Source organism: Salipiger abyssi, assembly GCF_017311415.1.
Lineage (GTDB): Bacteria > Pseudomonadota > Alphaproteobacteria > Rhodobacterales > Rhodobacteraceae > Salipiger > Salipiger abyssi_A.
The window spans coordinates 127,405-150,726 of sequence record NZ_JAEKIS010000007.1 but is presented as its reverse complement, the minus strand read 5'-3'; the positions used below and the strand labels follow the sequence as shown (position 1 = coordinate 150,726).

Annotated in this window: 22 protein-coding genes and 1 tRNA gene; 13 read left to right on the top strand and 10 right to left on the bottom strand. The window is 68.2% G+C overall.

Translation table 11 applies throughout. The annotated features are described in order from the left end of the window. Positions 1–326 precede the first annotated feature (326 nt). Positions 327–416, bottom strand: a tRNA-Ser gene (locus I6N89_RS11820). Between the two features lie 222 nt (positions 417–638). Between I6N89_RS11820 and I6N89_RS11815 the strand changes: the two genes are divergently transcribed. From I6N89_RS11815 to I6N89_RS11800, 4 genes are read left to right on the top strand one after another with little or no spacing between them, the layout of a single operon-like run. Then, positions 639–1,541 carry an SPOR domain-containing protein gene (locus I6N89_RS11815; RefSeq protein ID WP_207018653.1) on the top strand — a complete coding sequence of 301 codons (903 nt, stop codon included), beginning with the start codon at positions 639–641 and terminating at the stop codon, positions 1,539–1,541. A gap of 52 nt (positions 1,542–1,593) precedes the next feature. After that, complete coding sequence (locus I6N89_RS11810; protein WP_207018652.1) at positions 1,594–2,769, top strand: D-alanyl-D-alanine carboxypeptidase family protein; 1,176 nt, start codon at positions 1,594–1,596, stop codon at positions 2,767–2,769. Continuing rightward, the gene (gene tmk, locus I6N89_RS11805; protein WP_207018651.1) at positions 2,766–3,392 is read left to right on the top strand and encodes a dTMP kinase; all 627 of its coding nucleotides are present in this window, start codon (positions 2,766–2,768) and stop codon (positions 3,390–3,392) included. The genes I6N89_RS11810 and tmk overlap by 4 nt, the downstream gene beginning before the upstream one ends. Continuing rightward, positions 3,389–4,507 (top strand): DNA polymerase III subunit delta', encoded by a 1,119-nt coding sequence (locus tag I6N89_RS11800; protein ID WP_207018650.1) that lies wholly within the window; start codon positions 3,389–3,391, stop codon positions 4,505–4,507. Before tmk ends, I6N89_RS11800 begins: the two co-directional genes overlap by 4 nt. A gap of 64 nt (positions 4,508–4,571) precedes the next feature. Here the strand turns inward: I6N89_RS11800 and I6N89_RS11795 are convergent, their stop codons facing one another. The 8 genes from I6N89_RS11795 to I6N89_RS11760 all read right to left on the bottom strand — a co-directional run bounded on the left by I6N89_RS11795 (position 4,572) and on the right by I6N89_RS11760 (position 11,023). Further along, positions 4,572–5,738 carry an alpha-D-ribose 1-methylphosphonate 5-triphosphate diphosphatase gene (locus I6N89_RS11795; RefSeq protein WP_207018649.1) on the bottom strand — a complete coding sequence of 389 codons (1,167 nt, stop codon included), beginning with the start codon at positions 5,736–5,738 and terminating at the stop codon, positions 4,572–4,574. Continuing rightward, entirely contained in the window at positions 5,725–6,432 is a 708-nt protein-coding gene (locus I6N89_RS11790) for a phosphonate C-P lyase system protein PhnL (protein ID WP_207018648.1), read from the bottom strand. The genes I6N89_RS11795 and I6N89_RS11790 overlap by 14 nt, the downstream gene beginning before the upstream one ends. Positions 6,433–6,558: 126 nt before the next feature. After that, complete coding sequence (locus I6N89_RS11785) at positions 6,559–7,362, bottom strand: ATP-binding cassette domain-containing protein (protein WP_207018647.1); 804 nt, start codon at positions 7,360–7,362, stop codon at positions 6,559–6,561. Further along, on the bottom strand, positions 7,359–8,258 hold the full coding sequence (locus I6N89_RS11780; protein WP_207018646.1) for an alpha-D-ribose 1-methylphosphonate 5-phosphate C-P-lyase PhnJ: 900 nt from the start codon (positions 8,256–8,258) through the stop codon (positions 7,359–7,361). The genes I6N89_RS11785 and I6N89_RS11780 overlap by 4 nt, the downstream gene beginning before the upstream one ends. Further along, a complete protein-coding gene (locus I6N89_RS11775) occupies positions 8,255–9,310 on the bottom strand; it encodes a carbon-phosphorus lyase complex subunit PhnI (RefSeq protein ID WP_207018645.1) in 1,056 nt (351 codons plus the stop codon). The genes I6N89_RS11780 and I6N89_RS11775 overlap by 4 nt, the downstream gene beginning before the upstream one ends. A 3-nt stretch (positions 9,311–9,313) precedes the next feature. Continuing rightward, positions 9,314–9,856 (bottom strand): phosphonate C-P lyase system protein PhnH, encoded by a 543-nt coding sequence (gene phnH / locus I6N89_RS11770; protein ID WP_207018644.1) that lies wholly within the window; start codon positions 9,854–9,856, stop codon positions 9,314–9,316. After that, a complete protein-coding gene (gene phnG / locus I6N89_RS11765; RefSeq protein WP_207018643.1) occupies positions 9,856–10,290 on the bottom strand; it encodes a phosphonate C-P lyase system protein PhnG in 435 nt (144 codons plus the stop codon). The genes phnH and phnG overlap by 1 nt, the downstream gene beginning before the upstream one ends. Beyond that, on the bottom strand, positions 10,283–11,023 hold the full coding sequence (locus I6N89_RS11760; RefSeq protein ID WP_236016570.1) for a GntR family transcriptional regulator: 741 nt from the start codon (positions 11,021–11,023) through the stop codon (positions 10,283–10,285). Before I6N89_RS11760 ends, phnG begins: the two co-directional genes overlap by 8 nt. Positions 11,024–11,382: 359 nt before the next feature. On the opposite strand from I6N89_RS11760, the gene I6N89_RS11755 reads away from it, so the two are divergent. Both I6N89_RS11755 and I6N89_RS11750 read left to right on the top strand, forming a co-directional pair. Further along, positions 11,383–11,931 (top strand): permease, encoded by a 549-nt coding sequence (locus I6N89_RS11755; RefSeq protein ID WP_207018642.1) that lies wholly within the window; start codon positions 11,383–11,385, stop codon positions 11,929–11,931. Continuing rightward, positions 11,928–12,419 (top strand): permease, encoded by a 492-nt coding sequence (locus I6N89_RS11750; RefSeq protein ID WP_207018641.1) that lies wholly within the window; start codon positions 11,928–11,930, stop codon positions 12,417–12,419. Before I6N89_RS11755 ends, I6N89_RS11750 begins: the two co-directional genes overlap by 4 nt. 251 nt (positions 12,420–12,670) lie before the next feature. Here I6N89_RS11750 and I6N89_RS11745 read toward each other — a convergent pair whose 3' ends face one another. Further along, positions 12,671–13,357 (bottom strand): GntR family transcriptional regulator, encoded by a 687-nt coding sequence (locus I6N89_RS11745; RefSeq protein ID WP_207018640.1) that lies wholly within the window; start codon positions 13,355–13,357, stop codon positions 12,671–12,673. A gap of 116 nt (positions 13,358–13,473) precedes the next feature. Between I6N89_RS11745 and I6N89_RS11740 the strand changes: the two genes are divergently transcribed. The 7 genes from I6N89_RS11740 (at position 13,474) to I6N89_RS11710 (ending at position 23,322) form a co-directional block, all read left to right on the top strand. Beyond that, a complete protein-coding gene (locus tag I6N89_RS11740; RefSeq protein ID WP_207018639.1) occupies positions 13,474–15,573 on the top strand; it encodes a hydantoinase/oxoprolinase family protein in 2,100 nt (699 codons plus the stop codon). After that, positions 15,570–17,180: a hydantoinase B/oxoprolinase family protein gene (locus I6N89_RS11735; protein ID WP_207018638.1), complete on the top strand. Its 1,611-nt coding sequence runs from the start codon at positions 15,570–15,572 to the stop codon at positions 17,178–17,180. Before I6N89_RS11740 ends, I6N89_RS11735 begins: the two co-directional genes overlap by 4 nt. Before the next feature lie 69 nt (positions 17,181–17,249). Continuing rightward, positions 17,250–18,779: an ABC transporter substrate-binding protein gene (locus I6N89_RS11730; protein WP_207018637.1), complete on the top strand. Its 1,530-nt coding sequence runs from the start codon at positions 17,250–17,252 to the stop codon at positions 18,777–18,779. A 10-nt stretch (positions 18,780–18,789) separates the two neighbouring features. Then, complete coding sequence (locus I6N89_RS11725; protein ID WP_207018636.1) at positions 18,790–19,749, top strand: ABC transporter permease; 960 nt, start codon at positions 18,790–18,792, stop codon at positions 19,747–19,749. Further along, positions 19,746–21,602 carry a dipeptide/oligopeptide/nickel ABC transporter permease/ATP-binding protein gene (locus I6N89_RS11720; RefSeq protein WP_207018635.1) on the top strand — a complete coding sequence of 619 codons (1,857 nt, stop codon included), beginning with the start codon at positions 19,746–19,748 and terminating at the stop codon, positions 21,600–21,602. Before I6N89_RS11725 ends, I6N89_RS11720 begins: the two co-directional genes overlap by 4 nt. Further along, positions 21,599–22,606, top strand: a complete 1,008-nt coding sequence (locus I6N89_RS11715) for an ABC transporter ATP-binding protein (protein ID WP_207018634.1) — start codon at positions 21,599–21,601, stop codon at positions 22,604–22,606. Before I6N89_RS11720 ends, I6N89_RS11715 begins: the two co-directional genes overlap by 4 nt. Then, a complete protein-coding gene (locus I6N89_RS11710) occupies positions 22,603–23,322 on the top strand; it encodes an SDR family NAD(P)-dependent oxidoreductase (protein WP_207018633.1) in 720 nt (239 codons plus the stop codon). Before I6N89_RS11715 ends, I6N89_RS11710 begins: the two co-directional genes overlap by 4 nt.

Below are 23,322 nucleotides of genomic sequence, written 5' to 3'. Positions count from 1 at the left end.
ACTGCTTACCGTTGGCGCCTCGTGCCACGGACAGGATCGGGCACGACAGGCGTGATCCGCTGGGCCGTCCGCAAAGCTGGCGGCAAAAACCGTTGGCTGACCGCTCTTGCTATGCGCAAGCCACGATGGCACACAACCAGCCGATACGACCGTCGCGCCCATAGTGAAGATTCCCGCCCCGCTCGTCCGGCACGAACAGGAAAGACTGTGCGCAACTTGATTCCGCGCTCGGATCTCAGCCACCGTCAGGAAAGCCAAGCGCAAACCGACGGAAGATCGTGAAGACCCTCCCGGAAAAACACTTTGATGCCGATGCGCAATACCGGTGGCGGAGGCTGTGGGATTCGAACCCACGGGACGCTCTCACGCCCAACGGTTTTCAAGACCGCCGCATTCGACCACTCTGCCAAACCTCCGGTTCGCCTGCTCTAGCCCCGCTCACGCGATTCTGAAAGCGGAGAGGCGCCGGAAAAACGCCGATGGCGGCAATGCGGGCTTTTCTTGATACCGGCGAAACGCTACTCTTCGCGGCAAAGGCCGGGCTGGCAGACCCGGCGCACGACAACCCCGACGACCAAGACCGGGGACAGAGCAGATGCAGGGGCCCTGGGCCCCGGTGAACAGGCAAGGGGCACGACATGGGTGATGAGTTTGCAAAGCAGCGCGGCACGGCGCGCATGGCGGTATTGCTGCTGGCCGGCGCTGCGGTGCTGAGCGGTTGCGATGAAAGCCAGATGCCCGCTTTCCTGCAACCCAAGGACAAGGGCGCAACGGCAGAGGGCCAGGCCGTAAGCCGCGCCGGGCGCACCGTAGAGCGCGACATCGAGGCACCCGAGATCTTCCACGCCACCGAAGCCGGTCTCTGGGACGGGCGCCCCTCGCTGGGCGGCGTCTGGGTCGCCCACCCCGATGTCAAGGACCCCGAACGCGCCATCATCCGGAACCAGCAGAACGGCCAGTTCGTCATCGGTGCGCTGTTCCGCCGCGAACGCGAGAACCCGGGGCCGCGGCTTCAGGTCTCCTCCGACGCCGCAGCCGCGCTTGGCATGCTGGCCGGCGCACCCACCAATCTCGACGTGATCGCTCTGCGCCGCGAGGAGGTGCCCGCCGATCCGGTGCCCGCTGCCGAGCAACCCGACACCGGCGCCATGCCCGAGGCACCCGACGTGACCGAAGGCACGCTCGACCCGGTCGCCGGCGCCGCAGCTGCCGCGATCGACGCGGCGCCCGAAACCCTGCCGCAGGAGACCGCCTCGGCCACCCCGCCGCAGACCGCGCCGACACCGCCGGCCAAGCCCGCCTCCTCGCTCGAAAAGCCCTTCATCCAGATCGGCATCTTCAGCATCGAGCAGAACGCCAACAACACGGCGACGTCGATGCGGCAGGACGGCATGGTGCCGACCGTTCTCAAACAGTCGAGTTCTGGTAAAACCTTCTGGCGCGTCATCGTCGGACCGGCGCAGAGCGCATCGGAACGCGCGGCGCTGTTGAAGAAAATCAAGGCGGCGGGCTTTTCCGACGCCTATGCCGTCACCAACTGACCGCCCCCGGCCCGCCCGGCCCTCGGGCGGACAAGGACGAGGAGCCGCCGCGATGATCCTTTCCCCTTCCCTGCGCCGCCTGCTGGCCGCCGCCTCCGCCGTGGCGCTGCTGGCCAGCCAGGCCAGCGCCTTCGACACCCGCGCCCGCGCGGCCTTTGTGCTCGACTACACCACCGGCACCGTGCTGATGGCCAAGAATGCCGACGAGGCCCTGCCTCCCGCCTCCATGTCGAAGCTCATGACGCTCTACATGGCCTTCGAGGCGATCCGCGACGGGCGCCTCGGGCTCGACGAGCGGCTGCCGGTCTCGTCGCATGCCATGTCCTATGGCGGCTCGACCATGTTCCTCGACACCACCGATCGGGTGCGGGTCGAAGACCTGTTGCGCGGCATCATCGTGCTGTCGGGCAACGATGCCTGCGCGGTGATCGCCGAGGCGCTGTCGCCCGACGGCACCGAGGCCGGCTTTGCCGAGCTGATGACCCGCCGCGCGCAACAACTGGGCATGACCAACTCGACTTTCGCCAATGCCAGCGGCTGGCCGGCGCCCGGGCATCACATGTCGATGCGCGATCTGACGCTTCTGGCCACCCATATCATCGACGATTTCCCGGATTTCTATCCGATCTTCGCCGAGCGCCGCTTTGAGTTTGACGGGCGCGCGCCGCAGAACGTCAACAACCGCAACCCGCTGCTGCGCCTCGATATCGGCGCTGACGGGCTGAAGACCGGCCACACCTCCGAAGCGGGCTACGGGCTCGTGGGCTCGGCCAAGCAGGGCGAGCGGCGCGTGGTCTTTGCCATCACCGGAATGGAGAGCGAGCGCGCCCGTGCCGAAGAGAGCGAGGCCATCGTCAACTGGGCCTTCCGCCAGTTCGCCGAGCGCAAGCTGGTCACCAAGGAAACCGAGATTGCCAGCGCCGAGGTCTGGATGGGCGCCGAGGACAGCGTTGGCCTCGTCTCGCACGAGGATGTTACGCTGCTGGTGCCGGTGACGCCGGGCACGCGGCTCGATGCCGAGGTGGTCTATACCGGCCCGCTCAAGGCGCCGATTGCCGAGGGCCAGAAACTGGCCGAGCTGATCATCCGCCCCGAAGGCCTGCCCGAGCATCGGGTGCCGCTCTTTGCCGCCCATGCGGTGGCCGGCGGCGGCTTTGCCAAGCGCATGATGGTGGTCAGCCAGAAGCTGCTGAGCCGCCTCAACGAGCCTGCCGGAGAGGCAATGTGAGCGCAGGAAAGGGGCTGTTCGTCAGCTTCGAGGGGATCGACGGGTCGGGGAAATCCACCCAGGCGCGGCTCCTGGCCGAGGCGCTCCGCGCAGACGGGCGCGAGGTGCTGCTGACCCGCGAGCCCGGCGGCTCTCCGGGTGCCGAGGAGATCCGCGCGCTGGTGCTTCAGGGCGATCCCGAGCGCTGGTCGGCGGAGACCGAGCTGCTGCTCTTCACCGCCGCCCGTCGCGATCATCTGGAACGCACGATCCAGCCCGCCCTCGCCCGCGGCGCCACGGTGATCTGCGACCGCTTTGCCGATTCCACCCGCATGTATCAGGGCCTGTCGCGTGGCGACCTGCGCCGCGCGGTCGACACGCTGCACGATCTGATGATCGGGGTGGAGCCGGATCTGACCATCCTCATCGACATGGACCCGGCGGCGGCCCTGTCGCGCGCCAAGGCGCGCGCCACGGCCGAGGAACGTTTCGAGGATTTCGGAATCGGGCTTCAGGAAAAGATGCGCGCTGGCTTTCTGGCGCTGGCAGAGGAATTCGCCACGCGCTTTGCGGTGATCGACGGCAACCGCGCACCGGAAGCGGTGGCGGAGGATGTGCTTGCCGCGCTAAAAGCGCGGGCATGAGCGACAGCGAGATTCCCCAGCCCGACCGCGTCGAGGGCGCGCCGCATCCGCGCGAGACCGAGCAGCTTTTCGGGCAGGCCCGGGCCGAGCGGGATTTCCTCGATGCCTATAATTATGGCCGGCTTCATCACGGCTGGCTGCTGACCGGGCCGAAGGGGCTCGGCAAGGCGACGCTGGCCTGGCGCATCGCGCGGTTCCTGCTGGCCACGCCGGAGGATACCGGCGACGGGCTCTTCGGCGCACCGCCACCGCCCGAAAGCCTGGATATCGCCCCCGACCATCCGGTCGCCCGGCGCATGGCCGCGCTCTCCGAGCCCGGGCTTTTCCTGCTGCGCCGCGCCTGGGACGACAAGGCAAAGCGGCTCAAGACCCAGCTCACCGTCGACGAGGTGCGCAAGCTCAAGGGCTTCTTCACGCTCTCCTCTGCCGAAGGCGGGCGCCGGGTGGTGATCGTCGATTGCATGGACGAGCTGAACGTCAGCGCCGCCAACGCGATCCTGAAGCTGCTCGAAGAACCGCCGGCGCGCACCACCCTGCTGATGGTCGCGCATCAGCCCTCGCGGCTGCTGCCGACGATCCGCTCGCGCTGCCGCGAGCTGCGGCTGGCGCCGCTCTCGCCCGAGGACATGAAATCCGCGCTGGATCAGGCCGGCGCGCAGGTCGGCCCGCAGGACGCGCAGGCGCTGGCGGCGCTCTCGGCGGGCTCGGTCGGCGCGGCGATGCGGCTGCTCAACCATGACGGGCTGCGGCTCTACGCCGATCTGGTGGCGTTGCTCGACACCCTGCCCCGGCTCGACCGCCCGCGCGCCATCGCCCTCGGCGAAAGCACCGCCGGCAAGGCCAACGAGCCGCGGCTTGACCTGACGCTGACGCTGATGGATATCGCGCTTGGCCGGCTGGCACGCACCGGCGTGACCGGCCAGCCACCGATGCCCGAGGCCGCGCCCGGCGAGGCGGCGATGCTCGCCCGGCTTTCCCCCGATGCCGCCAAAGGCCGCGCCTGGGCGCAGGTCGCGCAACAGGCCGGCGACCGCGCCCGCCACGCCCGCGCGGTCAATGTCGATCCGGCGGCGCTAGTGCTCGATCTGATCCTGCAACTGCACAAGGTCAGCTAGGGCGTTTCGCGCCGAACCTTCCCGAGAGCCGCCATAGGGTGGGTTTCCAACCCACCGCCACGCCTCACCCCACCACGATCCTCAGCGACCCGTCCGAGAACACCTTGCGCCCGGCGCTGAAGGTCATGCGCACATGGCCCACCCCCTGATCGTCGGCGATCACCAGGTCGGCACGCTTGCCGGGCGCGATCTCGCCCCGGTCGCCCAGCCCCAGCGCGCGCGCCGGGTTGGCGGAGGCGAGCCGCGTGGCGCCGGACAGCCCGTCGGGATCCTGTGCCGCCAGCACCAGCACCGCCGGCAGGATCGCCGAGGGATGGTAATCGGCGGCCAGAATATCGAGCAGCCCCGCCTTATGCGCCGCGCGCGCCGAGAGATTGCCGGAATAGCTCTCGCCCCGCAGCGCGTTGGGCGCGCCCATCGCGGTCATCAACCCGGCCGCGCGGGCCGCCTGCGCCGCCTCTTCCGTCACCGGAAACTCGCTGATCGCGGCACCGAGCGAGACCATCAGCGCGACCTTTTCGGCGGTGTCGTCGTCATGGCTGGCCAGAGCGATGCCATGGCGGCGGCAGGTGCCCGAGATCGCCTCCAGCGTCGCGGCCAGATCGCCGGTCGCCTGCCGGCGCTCGTCGATGCGCGCCTGCACCGCCTGCGCCGCTTCTTCGACGGAGAGCCCGCGCTCGACGACGGTGCGCGCCTTGAGCCGTTCCAGATCGCGATACTGCCCCTGCCCCGGCGTGTGATCGGTGAGCGAAACCAGATCCACCGTGCCGTCCGCGATCAGCTCCTCGACGACCTCGAGCGCGCCGGGAAAGGTGACCTCGAACCGCGCATGCACCTTGTGATCCACCTTCAGCGCCCCGCGCATGCCCTTGAGCGCGCGCAGCATCGCCTGCGAATGGTCGTAGCTGCGCATATGGCCATAGGCGGATTTTGGATTGAAGCTGACCGCCGCGTAACCGGTTGTCACGCCGGAAACCTTGAGCTTGCGGTCGAGATCGCGCAGCCCCAGCTCCATCGGCATCTTCACATTCGGGCGCGGCTCGACCTCGCGCTCGATCATGTCGCCATGCATGTCGACAAAGCCCGGCATCAGCAAGAGCCCCTGCCCCTCCAGCGCGGCGCCCGCGACGGGCATTTCGGAGATCTCCGAAATAACCCCGTCTTCGATGCAGAGCGCGCCGTTGGGGATCACCCGGTCGGGCAGGACGATGCGGAAGTCACTCAGCCACATGGGCCATCTCCTTTGGGTCAAGCCGGATATCCCGGTCGATCAGCGCGGCGACATCGCCGGGATGGTGGAACACTCCGATCATCGCCACGCCCTGCTGTTTCAGGGCTTCCAGACGCCGCACCAGCGCGCTGCGCGCACCGGCGTCGAGCGACGCGGTGGGCTCGTCCAGCAGCAACAGGCGCTGCGGCAGGATCAGTGCGCGGGCGAGGTTCACCTTCTGCTGCTCGCCTCCCGAGAAGGTGGTGGGATAGGCGCGCCAGAGCTCCGGCTTGACGCCGAACTCCGCCAGCCAGCGCCGCGCCTCGGCAAGCGCGCTGTCGGCATCCTGCCCGGCGCGGCGCAGCGGCTCGGCCACCAGATCCTCCGCAGCGACCCGGGGCCGTGCGGTGAGGAACTGGGTCACGAAACCGATCTCGCGGGCGCGCAGCAGGGCGATATCCACATCCGCCGCGCGCGCAAGGTCGATCTCGCCCTCGGGCGCATCATAGAGGATACGCCCCGCCACCGGCAGATACGAGCGGTAGAGCGTGCGCAGAAGGGTGGATTTTCCCACCCCGTTGGCGCCGGAGAGCAGCACGAACTCGCCCGGAGCAAGGGTAAAGCTCAGCCCCTCGAAGGCATGCAGGCTGCGGTCCAGATGATGCATGCGAAAGCTCTTGGCGAGGTTTTCCACCCGCAGGATCGGCTGTGTCATGCCCGGCACTCCCCGTGTGCGTCTGTCCTTCCGACCGGGCGCCGCAAGAGTTTTCGAAAACTCTTGCAAATTCCTTCGAAGGAATTTGCCCACCTGATGGTTTCCGTCCCGATCATCCCCATCCCCTTAAAGCTTGGCATGGACAAGCGCCTGCGTGTAGGCCGCCTGCGGGTCCTGAAAGACCTGATCGACCAGCCCGGCCTCGACCACCCGCCCCCGGCGCATCACCATCACGCGGTCGGCCATGGTGCGGATCACGCCCAGATCGTGGCTGACGATCACCATGGTGATCCGCCGCTCCCGTTGCAGCCGCTTCAGCGTGTCCAGCACCAGCGCCTGCACACTCACATCCAGCCCGGTGGTCGGCTCGTCGAGCAGCAGCACCGCCGGCTCCAGCGCGATGGCCTTGGCGAGCTGCACCCGCTGCTGCATGCCTCCGGAGAGCTCAATGGGCGGTGCATCCATGCGCTCCAGCGGGAATTCCGAGGCCTCCAGCGACTGTTTCGCCTTTTCCCGAAGCACCGAAAACCGCCGCTCGCCGGCCACCAGCAGCCGCTCGGCGACATTGCCCGACGACGAGTTCTTCATCAGCAGCCCGAGATGCGGGTTCTGATAGACGATGCCAATGTGACGTGCCCGCAGCATGCGCCGCGCATAGCCGTCCATGGCAAAGAGATGCTCCGGCACCCCCGGCAGATCCAGCGAATAGCGCCCCTCGTCCGGCAGCTCCTCGAGATTCATCATCCGCAGCAGGGTCGACTTGCCCGAACCGCTCTCGCCGACGATGCCCAGCACCTCGCCCGGATAGACCTCGGCCGAGACATGCTCCAGCGCCACCACATCGCCATAGCGTTTCGACACATCCGCCATGCGCAGCAGCGGCTGTGCCCGCACCAGACGCGGCGCCGCGCGCTCCATCACCTTACTCATGGCCGAAACACCCCATCTCGATACCACATCTCGCCCGGCGCCTCGCCGTTCAGCAGCTTCACGCCCAGCTGACTATCGGACACCTCGTGCAGCGACGTGCCGTCCTCCTGCGGAATTTCGTTCATAAAGACCCCTCTGGCGCCTGAGCGATGACAGGTCAGCCCCGCATGATCCTCGACGCGATAGGGCACGTCGTCGAAGACCAGCGGTTCGACCCGGGTAAAGGGCGGCACCGCGAAGAGCCGCTTCTCACGCCCTGCCGAGAGGATCGTGAGATGCTTCGCCATGTTCAGCTTGGGCACATCCCAGCGCGGGATCGGCGAGGGCGTCATCACATGGCGCCCATTGACCAGCGAGGGGTAAGACGCGCCCTGCATCACCCGGCCGGAGCGCACGATCTGCTCGTAAAGCTGCAACCACATGCGTCCGTAGTCGGCATCCGCGTGCATCTGACGCGCAACGGACATGTTCGGTTCCACCGGGCGCAGCGGCTCGGGATTGGGCACCTGCAAGACCAGCACCTGATCGGCACGCAGCTTTTCCTCGGGGACCCGGTGGCGCGACTGGATGATCGTCGCCTGCACCGTGTCGAGCGTGGTGGCCGCGCCCGAGACCCGCGCAATAAAGCGCCGGATCGAGGCGGCGTTGACGCTGTCGTCGGCGCCCTGGTCGATCACCTTGACGACCGAGCCCGGATTGACCAGCGTCAGCGTCGCCTGCAAGCCGCCAGTGCCCCAACCGCGTGCGATCGGCACCTCGCGGCTGGCATAGGGCATCTGGCAGCCCGGCACCGCGATGGCCTTGAGGATCTTGCGGCGCATTTCGCGTTTTGCCGAAGCGTCCAGAAATCCGTAGGAAAACGCCTTCCAGGGCCGTGTGAGCGTGTCGAGACTCATGCCGGTTCCTCCGTCTTGTTGCGCTGTGCCTTCGCGTCGCGAAGCGCGTCCAGCGAAGACTGGAAGGTCACGTAATGCGGCAGCTTGAAATGTATGCAGAAGCCCGAGCTTTCGACGGGCTCGGTATGGTAGAGAAAGAACTCCTCGTTCACCGGCGAGCCCTTGGGCGCGCCGGGCGCGTTCAGGTCGAGCGTGGCGCCCGCGATGGTCTTGACCTCGTTCCAGCCCAGCGTCGCGCAGAACCCCAGCCGCAGCGTACCCTGCCCCTTGGTGGTCACCACCTCGGCCTGGCTGGTCTTGACCCGCCCGGCGCTGAACTCGGTGCCGTTGGGGTGGCGGACGATCACCTCGGCCTCGCTGAGCCGCAGCTCGTTCACCGTGGGATGCGCGTTGCCGTAGCCGCGCATGGCGGAATAACCCAGAGCCAGCACGCCACCGGTGTCGGCGCGCGCGAGGCTTTGCAGCGTATGGGCACGCTTGGCCGGGAAGAGCAGCGGCTCTTTCGTCAGGTCGGGAATGGAGTCGCGGTCGACCGGCGCCAGCGACGGCGCCGCCACCAGCCCCTGCGCCTGCTGCCATGCGGCCAGCGACGGGTGACAGGCCGGCGCGGGATTTGCCGCCTTCTCCACCGGCACAGGCGTGAAGGTCTCTCCCTGCACCACCTCGGTCGCCAGCAGCCGGTGGCTGTAATCCAGCGTCGGCCCGAGGATCTGACCGCCGGGAATGTCCTTGAAGGCTGCCGAGATACGGCGGTGCGTCAGCATGCGATCCTGCGTCACCGGCGCCGCGATCTGCAAGCGCGGCTGAGTGCTCCGCCAGGCCCGCAGCAACAGAAGCGCCTCGTAAAGATCGCCGCCCGATTGCGCCAGCGCGAGCGCGGCAAGGTCGGGGGCGTAAAGCGAGGCCTCGCCCATCACCCGGTCGATGAGGCTGGGCAGGGCGCGCTCGATCTCGGCCACGCGCGCGGGCGTTACTTCCCCCATCTGCGCACGGTAAAGCCGTTCCGCCTGTTCGATGGCGCGCTCGCCGCCTCGTGTTGCGACATAGGCCATGGCTCAGCCCTCCTGCACGGCGGTGGAGCGCGGCAGCCCGATCACCCGGGCGCCGTCGATGAAAAACAGGTCGATCCCCTCGGGGTAACGGCAGAGCCGGCGCCGCGCCTCCCAGAGCGACGGATGCAGGTCGCCGAGCTGCAAGCTCAGGCGGCCGTCGATGCCCGGCCCGGTCAGGGTCAGCTGCGCCCCCTCGCCGATCCGCGCCGGAGCGATCACCGTGGCCCCGCCATCGGGATAGAGGAAAGAGCCGACCTCTGCCGCCCCGAGCGCGGTAACGGCAGCGGCGCTGCCCAGTGTCACAAACAGGTGGTCGGCCTCGGTCAAGGGAACGAGCGCCGCGCCGGTCTGGCGCAGAGGCACCTCCAGCGCCGCATCGTCGGTATAGGCGCGACATTCGCGGTCGAGCAGCGCGGCGGCGATGAGCACAGCGCCCGGTTCGGGCAGCTTTTGCACGGTGCCGGGGCGCGACAGCGCCCTCATCAGCGCGTGGAAACTGGCATTGTCGCGCTGCTCGCGCGCATCGGGGTGCGGGGCGGTCTGCATCAGAAGGTCTCCATATCGACGCGAGTGGCCTCGATGGCCCGTAGGGTCTCGCGGTCCTGCTCGGCCTGGCGCGCGGCCTCTTCGGCGATGACCCGCGTAAGACGCGCGACAGCGACACCCGCCGACAGAGCCGCGTCGATCACCGCCATCGCCATGGCACGTTCCAGATCGTGGCCGGTGACCATGCCGTAGCCCTCGATGCCGCCGGGCAGCCGGATATGCGCCTCGCTCACGAGCACCTCGCCGAGATGGAAATCTGTCCCCGTCACCGTGTCGCGCATCGGCAGCATCACCAGCCCGCTGCGGCTCTGGATCACCTCGATCTCTCCCAGCTCCGGCAAGAGCATTTCGGCTTCTTCCGAAATACGCTCGGGCACCATGCGCGCCAGCACGCTCAGCCGCTCTGACGCGTCGGTAACAGCAATCTCACTCATGTTCCGTCTCCAGCGAAAAACGCACCCGTCCGGCGGACCAGATCGCCTCGGAAAAGCCGATGGGGTGGCGCGCGTCGTCCACATCGGTCTTGCACATCACGATCACCGGCTGATCGGCGGATTGCTCCAGCTCGCGTGCCTCCCAGCCTTCAGGCAGGCGGGCATAGAGCGAGGTTTCCAACCGGTGGTATTCGCCGATGCCATGATCTCGGTAGATCTCGGTCACCGAAACGCCCGCCTGCCGGCGCGCGCCGAGATCGGGAAAGCGGGAAGCGTCGTGATAGGCGCGCGACAGGCTGATCGGGCGCCCGTCGGCGCGGCCCCGGCGCAGCACGCGGTGCACAGGCGCGGTGGGCTCCAGCGCCAGCGCCTGGGCGACTTCATGCGGCGCGGGCACGATCTCGGCCGCAATGGGGTCGCCGGAGGGCAGCACGCCCTGGACGATGAGGTTTTCGCGATACCGGGTGCGGGCGCCGATGCGGTAGAGGATCGGCGGCTTGGCCCGCACGAAGGTACCGCGCCCCTGCTCCACGCTCAGCACGCCCTCGGCGGCAAGCGTGGCGACGGCGCGGCGCACCGAATGCCGCCCGACGCCCGCGAGACGCTGGATATCGCCCTCGGTCGGCAGCCGGTCGCCCTCGGCGAGCGCCTGGCTCTCGATGCTGCGCGTGATCCACTCGCGCGCCCGTTCCCAGTTTCCCGATTTCGCCATCGCCCGTTCCACAAAATTCATTCGGATGTTTCCACCAACTGGCGCTGGCGGATGACAGGGGCATGACGGGGCGGTGACAGTTGCGAGAAGTTCCGCCTCTCGCCCGGCGCCGAGACGATTCCTGTCGCGACCGGCGCGCCAAGCATCCCCCTGCCTCTCGCGCGAATGACTCGGCGCCATGACCGTTCGGCGAAGTCTTTGCGTCGAAGCCGTTGCAGCTTGATGACGCGGCCGCGGCCGCTACCTTTGCCGTCAACCGCTTAACCTGTGGGCAAACGCATCCCGATGTTTCCGGCACAAAGATCCGAACGATTCCGCGCTGGCGCGCCAACCCGCACGGGCGCTAGGCTGCGCGCAACCGACAGTCTCAACCCGGCCTCATGACAGACGATCCCAGACCCAGGCGCCGCCTCTTCGACAGCGGCTTTTATTTCGTGCTCGCCATCGCGCTGGCCAGCGGCACCGGCGTGCTGGTTACCCATGGCTGGGACACGTTCCGCGAGATCCTGCTTTCCGATCTCGGGCTCGCGGCGCTGCTGATGCCGAAGATCGCGGCGGGCGTGCTACTGGCCACGGCACTGGCGTTGGTGTTGCCTAAGGACAAGGTGCTGCACCATGTGGGCCCGGAAAGCGGCATTCGCGGGCTCGCCATCGCCGCCACCGCCGGTGCGGTGATCCCGGGCGGGCCTGCGGTGACCTTTCCGCTGACCGCCGGGCTGATGACCGCCGGCGCCGATCTGGCGGCGGGGGTGGCGATGGTCACCGGCTGGATCCTGCTGGGGCTGAACCGCACGATTGTCTGGGAGCTGACCTTCCTGCCCGCCGATCTGGTGTTGCTGCGGGTGCTCCTGAGCCTGCCGGTGCCCATCGTTCTGGGGCTTGCGCTGCGTGCTGCGGTGCGACATCGGGCCAGACGGCGCGCGTCATGAATATCCTGATCGGCACGATCCTGATCTGGGGCGCGGCCTTCTGGGCGGTCCGCCACCTGCACCGCACGGCGCCCGAGGCGCGGCCCGAGCTTTACCGCCGCGCCGGCGAGACCTTTCTCTTCATGCTGCCGCGTCTGGCGGTCGGGCTGATCGGCGCGGGGTTCCTCGCGGCCCTCCTGCCGGAAGCGTTCGTGCAGCGCTGGCTCAGCGCGCAATCGGGGCTGTCGGGCATCCTGCTCGCCACCGGCTTTGGTGTGCTGACGCCGGGCGGGCCGTTTGTCGCCTTCGCCATCGGCGCCTCGGCGCTCAAGGCCGGTGCCGGCGCGGGGGCGCTGGTGGCCTATGTCACCTCCTGGTCGCTGGTCTCGATGGTGCGTACGCTCAGCTACGAGGTGCCGCTGATGGGCCGCCGCTTCACCCTGCTGCGGGTGCTGATCTCACTGCCCGCGCCGATCCTGCTGGGGCTATTCGCAAGCCTGGCCCAGTGATCCGGCGCGCGCCCTGCCCGATCGCTGGGCAGTCCACGCCGCGAGCCACCGGTGCCGCCGGCGCAAATCTCCGGTGAGACAGGGCAGATAAGAAATTTCTCACGCGCCAAAAAACTTTTGAATTGGACGCAAGCCAGTGAACTTGCCTCACTTCGCGGACAAGGTGGCGCCACCAGCGCCGCCGTTGACCAACCGGAGCCCGTATCCGCGCCATGCGTTTCGCCGCGACATCCCCGCTCTCGCCGCCTGCCTCAGCCGGGCAACGCCGCCGTGAGGCGCGGCATAAGGTTGAGATGGCGCAGCACCACGTCCAGCGCCCGCGCCTCGTCATGGGCGGTGAGCGCGTCGATCATCTCGCGATGCTCCGCCTCGATGATATCGGTCTTGCCAACTCCCTGTTGCAGCGACAGCATCGCCACCCGCAAGAGCGGCGCCTGCAACCCGTCGAAGACCTGCACCAGCACGGTGTTGCCCGCTGCGGCGACCAGCGTCTGGTGGAACAGCCGGTTGATCTCGGCGCAGGCCAGCAGATCCGCCGCCGAGGTCGCCTCGTGCAGCTCGCAAAGCTCGGTCAGCGCGGCGGGCAGCGGGCGGCGGTCGCGGCAGATGCGCCGCACCGCGTGGGTTTCCACCATCAGCCGCACCTCGTACAGGTCGCGCAGCTCGGCGGCGGAGACCGGGCGAACCATCGCGCCCCGGCGCGGATGCAGCTCCAGATAGCCCTCGGCGGCCAACCGGTTCAGGGCCTCGCGCACCGGCGAGCGCGACACGCCGGTGACCTCGCACGCCACCGCCTCCTCGATGAAGCCTCCGGGCGAAACGGCACCGGTCAGGATATGCGCGCGGATGCCCTGATAGGCCCGTTCGCGCGCCGAGGGCGGTTTCTCCGCCCCCATTGCACCAGCCGGAATGGGATTCGCGTCAGAGAGATTATTCATTCACCGCCTCAATATCTTTTGCCGCAACATACCATCTTTTCGATCAACGCGGACTCGACAGAATCGTCGTCTCTTTATTGTATACATGAAGTAGACGCTAAAAGGACACAGCGCCGATGATGGATGGATCGCAGGGTTTCGGGCCGAACGGCACCTGGCGCGTCGGGGTCGATTCGGGCGGCACCTTCACCGATGTCTGCATGTTCAACGAAGCCAGCGGCGAGATCGCGGTGTGGAAGGTCTCTTCCACCCCCGACGACCCGTCGCGCGGCATCGCCCAGGGCGTCGAGGAAGGCATGCGCGAGCGTGCCGGCGGCGGAGACGACCCGGCGGCGGCCATCGCCTATCTCGGCCATGGCACCACGGTGGCGACCAATGCGCTCATCACCCATCGCGGCGCCAAGGTCGGGCTGCTGACCACCGGCGGCTTTCGCGACCTGCTGGAGATCGGCCGCCAGAAACGCCCCGATCTCTATGATCTCTTTGCCGAAAAGCCCCGCACGCTGGTCCCCCGCGCCCTGCGCTTCGAGCTGCCCGAGCGCATGCTGCGCTCCGGCGAGGTCTCGGTGCCGCTCGACGAGGACGCGGTGCGCGAGGCCGCCCGCGCGATGAAGGCGGCGGGGGTCGAGGCGGTAGCGATCTGCTTTCTCTATGCTTTTGTGAACCCCGCGCATGAGCAGGCCGCCAGGCGCATCGTGGCCGAGGAGATGCCCGGCGCCTTCCTCTGCGCCAGCCACGAGATCGCGCCGGAATTCCGCGAGTTCGAACGGCTCTCGACCGCCACGGTCAACGCCTATCTCGGGCCGATCATGCACCGCTATATCTCGCGGCTGACGCCCCGGCTGGAAGAGCTGGGCCTGCCCGTCGCGCCGCATCTGACGCAGTCGAACGGCGGCGTGGTGCGCTTTGAGGTGGCCGCCGAAACGCCGGTGCGCGCGGTGCTCTCCGGCCCCTCCACCGGCGTGGTGGCAGCGCAGGCCATCGGCGCGCGGGCGGGCTTTGACGACATCATCACCTTCGACATGGGTGGCACCTCCTCGGATGTGGCGCTGATGGCGGGGGGCGAGACCACGCAGACCAATGAAAGCGTGGTGCATGGCTACCCGATCAAGGCGCCGATGCTCGACATCCATACCGTGGGCGCCGGCGGGGGCTCCATCGCCTCCATCGACAGCGGCGGGCTGCTCAAGGTCGGGCCGGAAAGCGCGGGCGCCGATCCCGGCCCGGTCTGCTACGGGCGCGGCGCGACCGAACCCACGGTGACCGATGCCAATATCGTGCTTCAGGTGCTGAACCCGGTGGAGATCCTCGACGGGCGGATGAAGGTTCACCGCAACCTCGCCGTGGAGGCCATTGAGAAGATGGCGAAAACCCTGGGCATGCAGAGTATGGACGTGGCGCAGGGCATCATTTCGGTGGTCACCGCGAACATGGCCAAGGCGATCCGGGTGATCTCGGTCCAGCGCGGCCACGACCCGCGCAATTACGCGCTGATGGCCTTTGGCGGCGCGGGCCCGCTGCACGCGGTGCGGCTGGCGCAGGAGCTGGGCATGTCCACCGTCATCGTGCCGCGCAACCCCGGCATCCTCTGCGCCATGGGGCTGCTGCTCACCGATCTGCGAGCCGATTTCTCCGCCACCAGACTGACGCCGCTGGAGGCCGGCAATCTCGATGTGATCGCCGACACCATGGCGCGGGTCGAGGCCGAGGCCGCCGGCTGGTTCGAGACCGAGACGATCCCCGCCGACAAGCGCCGGATCACCCGCCGCATCGACATGCGCTATGACGGGCAGAATTACGAGCTGTCCATCCCCCTGCCCGACGGCCCGGTGACAGAGGTGACGCTGGCGGCGCTGAAGGAGGGCTTCGCCGAGGCGCATAAGCGCATGTACGGCTTCGACGTGCCCGAAGAGCGCATCCTCTGCGTCACCTTCCGCGCCGAGGCCATGGGGCTGGTGCAAAAGGCCGAGCTGCCCGAGCGCGCACCCGGAGATACGGACGCCTCCGGCGCGATCATCGGCAGCCGCGAGGTCTGGTATCCCGAGACCGGCAGTTTCACCCAGACCACGCTCTACGCCCGCGACCGGCTCGCCCCCGGCATGCGCTTTGCCGGCCCCGCCATTGTCGAGCAGATGGACACCACGACGCTGATCCCGCCCGGGGTAAGCGCCAGCGTGGACACCATCGACAACCTCATTCTGGAGCTTCCCCGATGACCGCTCAAGCCACCACTCACGCGCTCGACCCGATCACGGTCGAGGTCATCGGCGCCGCGCTTTCCTCCATCGTGGAGGAGACCGGCGAGGCACTCGTCCGTGCCTCCTATTCCACCAATATCAAGGAGCGGCGCGACTGTTCGACGGCGCTGTTTGACCGGCAGGGGCGCACGCTGTGCCAGGCGGAGCATATTCCGATCCACCTGGGCAGTTTCCTCGACTTCATTCCGATGCTGCTGAGGGATCACGACGAGGCCGAATTGCGCCCGGGCGACGTGTTCGTCGGCAACGACGCCTATCGCGGCGGCGGCACCCACCTGCCCGATATCGTGCTGGCCGAGCCGATCTTTGTCGACGGCGCGCTCGTCGCCTGGACGGTGAACCTCGCGCACCATTCCGATTTCGTCGACCGGGCGCATGCGCATATCTATCAGGAAGGGCTGCGGATTCCGCCGATCCGCCTCTACCGCGCGGGCGAGCTGCAAAAGGACGTGCAGGAGCTGATCCTACTCAACTGCCAGGTGCCGCGCGAGCGGCTGTCGGACCTGCGCGCGCAGATGGCGGCGAACCGCGTCGGCGTGCAGCGCTTTCAGGAGCTGTGCGCGCGCCACGGCGTCGAGACCGTGCTGGCCTCGGGCGAAGCACTGCTGGACTATGCGGAACGCAAGATGCGCGCGGGCATTGCCGCCCTGCCCGATGGCAGCTGGCGCTTCGAGGATGTGTTCGACAATCTCGATTTCGACACGCCCATCCCCTTCGCGGTGACCGTGACTGTGGCGGGCGACGAGCTGGCGCTCGATTTCGAGGCGCCCGAGCAGATCCGCGCGCCGATCAACATGACCCGCACGGCGCTGCTGGCGACGGTCTATTACATCGTGAAATCGGTGATCGACCCGACGGTGCTGCCCAATGCCGGGCTTGCCCGCCCGATTACCGTGCGCGCGCCCGAGGGCTCGATCGTGAACTGCAAGCACCCGGCGGCGGTCAATGGCCGGGTGCAGACCTGTCAGCGCGTCGCCGATCTGATCCTCGGCGCGCTGGCGCAGGCGGTGCCCGAGCGCGTCTCGGCCTGCACCAACTCCGCCTGTTCGGTGGCGGTGTTCTCGGGCACCCGGCAAAGCGGGCCGGATGCGGGCAGCTACTGGGTCTATCTCGAAACCATCGGCGGCGGTGGCGGCGCCCGGCCCAACGCGGACGGGCTCGACGGCATCCATGTGCACGCCACCAACACCTCGAACCTGCCGGTGGAAGCGCTGGAGGGAGAGTATCCTCTGATCCTCGAACGTTACGAGCTGGTGGACGGCTCGGGCGGCAGCGGCCGGCATCGCGGCGGCATGGGGCTGCGGCGGGTCTACCGCGCCACGGAAGATTGCATGGTGCATGTGGACGTGTCGCGCAACATGTCGCGCTCCTGGGGGCTGCTGGGCGGCGGCCCGGGCGGCGCCGGCAGCTATGCCACCAGCCCCGGCTGCGCCCCTTTCAAGAATGGCTACGGCACGTTGTGCGCGGGAGAATGGCTTGAGGTCGTCACCCCCGGCGGCGGCGGTTACGGCCCCGCGGAAGAGCGCGCAGCCCATCCCGACGAGCAGCCTATCGCAGCGGAATAACGAACGATAACAAATCCATAACCCAAAGGGCCGCCAAGAGCCCGCACCAACCGACAAGGAGACAAGACAATGACCACGCGACTGAACAGACGCGGCTTTCTGGCCACCACAGGCGCCGCCGGCGCCCTGAGCTTCCTCGGCCCCAAGGTCCTGCGCGCGCAGGAGGACGGCACGCTCCGCTTTGGCCTCTCGACCTATCCGCCCAGCTTCGATGCCTGGGCCTCGAACGGCACCGCCGCCGGCACCATCAAGGTGATGTGCCATCGCGGCCTGCTCAGCTACGACGCAGAAGGCGCGCTGCGCGGCGAGCTGGCGGAGACCTGGGACGTCGACGACGATGGCGTCTGGACCTTCAACCTGCGCGAGGCGAAATGGCATGACGGCAGCCCGGTGACCGCCGAGGATGTGGCCTGGACCATCACCGAAGTGCAAAAGCCCGATTCCGCCGCCTATCTCCAGAACCAGCTCGCCACGATCACCTCGGTCGAGACGCCGGACGACAAGACCGTGGTTCTCATAACCTCGGAGCCGCAGGCCGTGCTGCCGGAATGGTTCGCAAACTACAACATGCCGATCCTCAAGAAGGGCTCCGCGCGCGACGATCTGATGGGCGCGGGACCGTTCAAGGTCGAGGCGATCGACCGCGGCGTCTCGATCACCGTGACCGCCAACCCGGACTACTACAAAGAGGGTCTGCCCAAGGTCGAGCGCATCGAGGCCATCGTCTATGCCGACGAGAACCTGCGGATCGCGGCGCTCGAAGCGGGCGATGTCGACATCGTGGAATACGTGCCGTGGCAGGCCATGGCGCAGGTCGGCGACAACCCGGCGCTGAAGCTCGACACCACCTTCGGCCCATTCATGTACCTGACCTTCAACGCCAGCAAGCCGCCCTTCGACAACCCGCTGGTACGCCGCGCCGTCGGCCATGCCATCAAACGCGAGGACATCGCCGCGGCGGCATTCTACGAGCGCGGCGCGCCGCTCGAGCATCTGCCGATTCCCGATGCCTCGGCCTTCTTCAACCCCGAGTTCGCCAACGAGTGGAACTACGATCCCGAAAAGGCCAAGGCCCTGCTGGCAGAGGCGGGCTATGCGGACGGGTTCGACTGCACCATGCTGTCGACCGCGCAATACGGCATGCACCAGTCCACCGCCGAGGTCTGCCAGGCCTATCTGTCGATGATCGGCATCAACGTGACGCTGGACCTGCCGGAATGGTCGACCCGCGTGAAGAAGGGCAACGAAGGCACCTACGATCTCGCGGTCATGGGCACCGCCGCGGCCAACAACGATCCCGACGGTCTTGCCACGGTGATCGACGGCTCGCTCGCAAGCGCCTATTCGCGCAGCTACGGTCTGGAAACGCCCGAAATCTCGGAGCTTTTCGCCAAGGGTCGGACGATCTTCGATACCGAGGAGCGCAAGGCGGTCTACAAGGAGCTCGAAAAGGTCGCCATCGAAACCGCGCCGATCATGGGCCTGTGCTGGCGCGAACAGGGCTATGGGATGGCTGCGAATGTCGAGGGCTTTGCCAATATCCCCGGACAGCTGACCTTCCATTCCGGCATCACGCTCGAAGACGCGATGCTCGGCTGATCGAAGACCCATGCTGAGATATATTGCCCTGAGAAGTCTGGTGGCCCTGTTCCTCGTCTGGGTCGTCGTCACCGTCGTGTTCCTGCTGCTGCATCTCATCCCCGGCGATCCGGCCGAGCTGCTGCTGAGTACGGGAAACATTGCCGCCGATCCGGCGGCGGTGGCGGCCCTGCGCGAAAAGATGGGGCTGAACGAGCCGCTCTGGCAGCAATATATCAGCCACATGGCCGGAGTGCTCTCCGGCGATCTCGGCGCGTCGTTCCGCGACGGCGCGTCGGTGATCGAACAGATCGCCCTGCGCCTGCCGCGCACGCTCGAGGTGATCCTGGCAGCGGCGCTCATCGCCACCGGCATCGGTGTGCCGCTGGGCACCTTTGCGGCGATCCGCGCCGACGGCAAGGCGGATGCGGCGATCTCCTTCTTCGCCTCCGCCGCGCTCTCCACCCCGGTCTTCGTGGTCGGCTCGGTGGTAATCCTGATCTTTGCGCAGCAGCTGAAAATCCTGCCCGCCGGCGGCTTTGTCGACTTTTCCGAAGATCCGGTGGAGCATCTGAAACTGCTGCTCCTGCCCGCCGGCACAGTGGCGCTGGCGCTGCTGGCGGTGATCATCCGCATGAGCCGCGCATCCGTGCTGGAGGTGCTGCAACGCGATTACGTCCGCACCGCCCGCGCCAAGGGCCTGTCGCGCGGCCCGATCCTGCGCCGCCATGTGGTGCGCAATGCGCTCATCCCGGTGCTGACCGTGCTGGGGCTCGAAATGGGCACGCTGATCGGCGGCACGGTGCTGGTGGAATTCGTGTTCAACTGGCCCGGCCTCTCGGGCTACCTCGTCTCCGCCGTGGACGCACGCGATTACCCCGAGGTGGTCGGCATCGTCATGACAATCTCGGTTCTTTTCGTCTTTCTCAACCTCGTGGTCGATGTGGTGAACGCCCTGTTCGACCCGCGCATCTCGCTGGTGACGTCATGAGCCGGGCGACGCGCAGGCTGATCCTGCCCGGCGCCATCGCCGCGGTGATCGTGGCGCTGGTGCTGCTCGCCCCGGTGTTGCCGCTCGACGACGTGCGCGGCATGGACATCCCGCACCGCTTCGCCCCGCCCTCCGCCGCGCATTGGCTGGGGCAGGACGAGTTCGGCCGCGACGTGCTGGCGCGGCTGATCTGGGGCGGGCGCGCCTCGCTCTTCATCGCCTTCGGCTCGGCGCTGGCCGCCGCGGTGATCGGCACGACGCTGGGGCTGCTCGGCGGCTATTTCCGCGGCGTGGTCGAGCTGCTGACCGTGCGCGCCGCCGAGATCATCCTCTGCCTGCCGCCGCTGCTGCTGGCGCTGCTGGTCGTCACCATCCTCGGCGCCGGTACCTGGCCGCTGATCCTCGCGCTCACCATCCTCTACACGCCCAACTATGCCCGCGTGGTCTATGCCGCGACGCAACAGGTGCGCGGGCTGGATTTCGTCACCGCGCAGCGCGCCATGGGCACGCATCCGCTGGTGATCCTGATCCGCACCATTCTGCCCAATGTGCTGCCGCCGCTGCTGGTGCAGGCTTCACTGGTCGTCGCCTCGGCCATGGTGATCGAGAGCGGGCTGTCGTTCCTCGGGCTTGGCGTGGTGCCGCCCACCCCGTCCTGGGGGCTGATGATCCGCGCCGCGCGCGGCGCGATGGAGGTGGCGCCGCTGCTGCTGGTCTGGCCGTCACTGGCGCTGGCGGGCACGATCCTGACCTTCAACCTGCTCTGCGACCGGCTGCAATCGGCGCTCGACCCGCGCAGCGTGACAGCCGGCGGCGCGCTCTGGCTGCGCCCCCGCGCCCGCAGCGCATCGAAACCCGCCACGCGCCCCGCCGCCAGCGAAGAGGCACCGCTGCTGGAGATCGAAGGCCTCTCCATCGCCGTCAACGATCTGGAACTCGTGCGCCGCGTGACACTGAGCGTGCGCCCGGGCGAGACCATGGCGCTGGTCGGCGAAAGCGGCTCGGGCAAGACTCTGACCGGGCTGGCGCTGACCGGGCTGTTGCCGGACACGTTGCGCGTCACCGGCGGCACCGCGCTCTACACCCCGCGCGAGGGCGCGCCCATCGACCTCGCCCAGCTCGACGAAGAGGCGTTCCGCGCCCTGCGCGGCACCGAGATCTCCATGGTCTTTCAGGATGCCGCCGCCGCCCTCAACCCGGTGCTGCGCATCGGCGATCAGGTGGCCGAGGCGATCCGCGTGCATCATGCGCTCGACGGCGCCGCGATGCAGGCCCGGGTGGTCGAGCTCTTGCGCCATGTCGGCATCCCCGACCCCGAGCGCCGCGCCCGCGCCTATCCGCACGAGCTTTCCGGCGGGCAGCGCCAGCGCGCGATGATCGCGGTGGCCATCGCCAACAACCCGCGCCTGCTCATCGCCGACGAGCCGACCACCGCGCTCGATCCGACCATTCAGGCGCAGATCCTCCAGCTTTTTGCGCAGCTCAAGCGCGACACGCCGGGCATGGGGATGATCTTTGTCACCCACGACCTCGCCGTGGTGGCCGAGATCGCCGACCGGGTGACGGTGATGTATGCCGGCGAGGTGGTCGAGGAAGGCCCGGTGACCGAGGTCTTTGCCCGGCCCCGCCACCCCTACACCGCCGCGCTCATCGCCTCGGTGCCCGAGGGCGGCGCCGAGCGGCTGGTGGCGATCCCGGGCGCCGTGCCCTCGCCGCACAAGATGCCAAGCGGCTGCCGGTTCGCCCCACGCTGCACCCATGCCAAGCCGGTCTGTACGCAGAGCGCGCCACGGCGCAGCCACCCGAGCGACACCCGCCTGACCCGCTGTTTCCGCTGGGAGGAGGTCACATGATCCAAGACACCCCCACTGCCCCGCTGGTCATCGCCGACCGGCTGGGCCGCAACTATCCCACCCGCCAGGGCCTGCTGGGCCAGAAGCACGATGTCTGGGCGGTGCGCGACGTCAGCCTGAGCATTGCCAAAGGCGAGACCGTCGGCATCGTCGGCGAGTCGGGCTGCGGCAAGTCCACGCTGGGCCGGATGATGCTGGGGCTGGAGACGCCCAGCACCGGCAGCGTTAGCTTCGACGGGCGCGACCTGAGCACGCTCGGCGGCGCCGAGCGGCGGCAGCTCTCGCGCCGGATGCAGATGGTGTTTCAGGATCCCTTCGGCTCGCTCGACCCGCGCCGTTCCGTCGGTGCGCAGATCGCCGACGGGCTGAAAACCCACAAGATCGTGCCGGCCTCAGAGGTCAAGGCAGAGGTCGCGCGGCTGCTGGAACAGGTGGGCCTGCCCGCCTCCGCCGCGCAACGCCGCCCACATGAGTTCTCCGGCGGCCAGCGCCAGCGCATCGCGGTGGCGCGGGCGCTCTCGACCCGGCCCGATTTCATCGTGGCGGACGAGCCGGTCTCGGCGCTCGACGTGTCGATCCAGGCGCAGGTGGTGAACCTGCTGATGGATCTGCGCCGCGATCTCGACCTTGCCATGCTGTTCATCAGCCATGACCTGCATGTGGTGCGCCATCTCTGCACCCGCATCGCCGTCATGTACCTTGGCCGCATCGTCGAGGAAGGCCCCGCCGAGCAGGTCTTTGGCAGCCCCGCGCATCCCTATACCCGCGCGCTGCTGGCGGCGACGCCCTCGCTGCACCCTAAGCCCGCCGACGATACCGGGCGTATCCTGAAGGGCGAGTTGCCGAGCCCCGCCAGCCCGCCCTCGGGCTGCGCCTTCCGCACCCGCTGCCCACTCGCCGAAGACGCCTGCGCCGCCGCCGTGCCGGCGCTCGATCCGGTGGGCACCGGCTGGCGCGCCGCCTGTATCAAGGCAGGCCGGGTCAATGCGGAGGATGCGGCATGACCGACGCCCCCGTCGCCATGATCACCGGCGCCAGCCGCGGCATCGGCGCCGCGATTGCCGGGGCGCTTGCGGCGCGCGGCTACCGGCTGGCGCTGGGTCTGCGCGACCCGGCGACGCTGCCCGAGACGCTGGCGCCGCATGACCCGCTTGTGGTGCGCTACGATGCAACGGAACCCGCCGATGCGAACCGCTTCACCGAGGCGACGGAGACGCATTTCGGTCGCATCGACGCGCTGGTGAACAGCGCCGGCATCTCCGGCCCGCTGGAGCTGATGCCCGACCCGCCGCAGCCCGACGGTGAGATGGAGGAGATGCTCGACGCGCTGCTCTCGGTCAACGTCAAGGCGCCCTTCCGGCTGACCCGCGCGGCGCTGCCTGCGCTTTGCCGCTCGGGCGCGGGCCGGGTGATCGTGCTCGCCTCGCTCTCGGGCAAGCGGGTGCTGGGGTTGAACGCGGGCTATCAGATGAGCAAACACGCCGCCGTGGCGCTCTCGCATGCCGCCCGGCGCGCCGGCTGGGATCAGGGTGTGCGCGCCTGCGCCGTCTGCCCGAGCTTTGTCGCCACCGACATGACCCTGCGCCACAACCACCTGCCGCGCCACGAGATCACCCAGCCCGAAGACCTCGCCCGGCTGATCGCCGATGTCGTCACCCTGCCCAATTCGGCCAGCGTTTCCGAACTGCTGGTCAACTGGCGCTATGAGCCGGGGATGTAG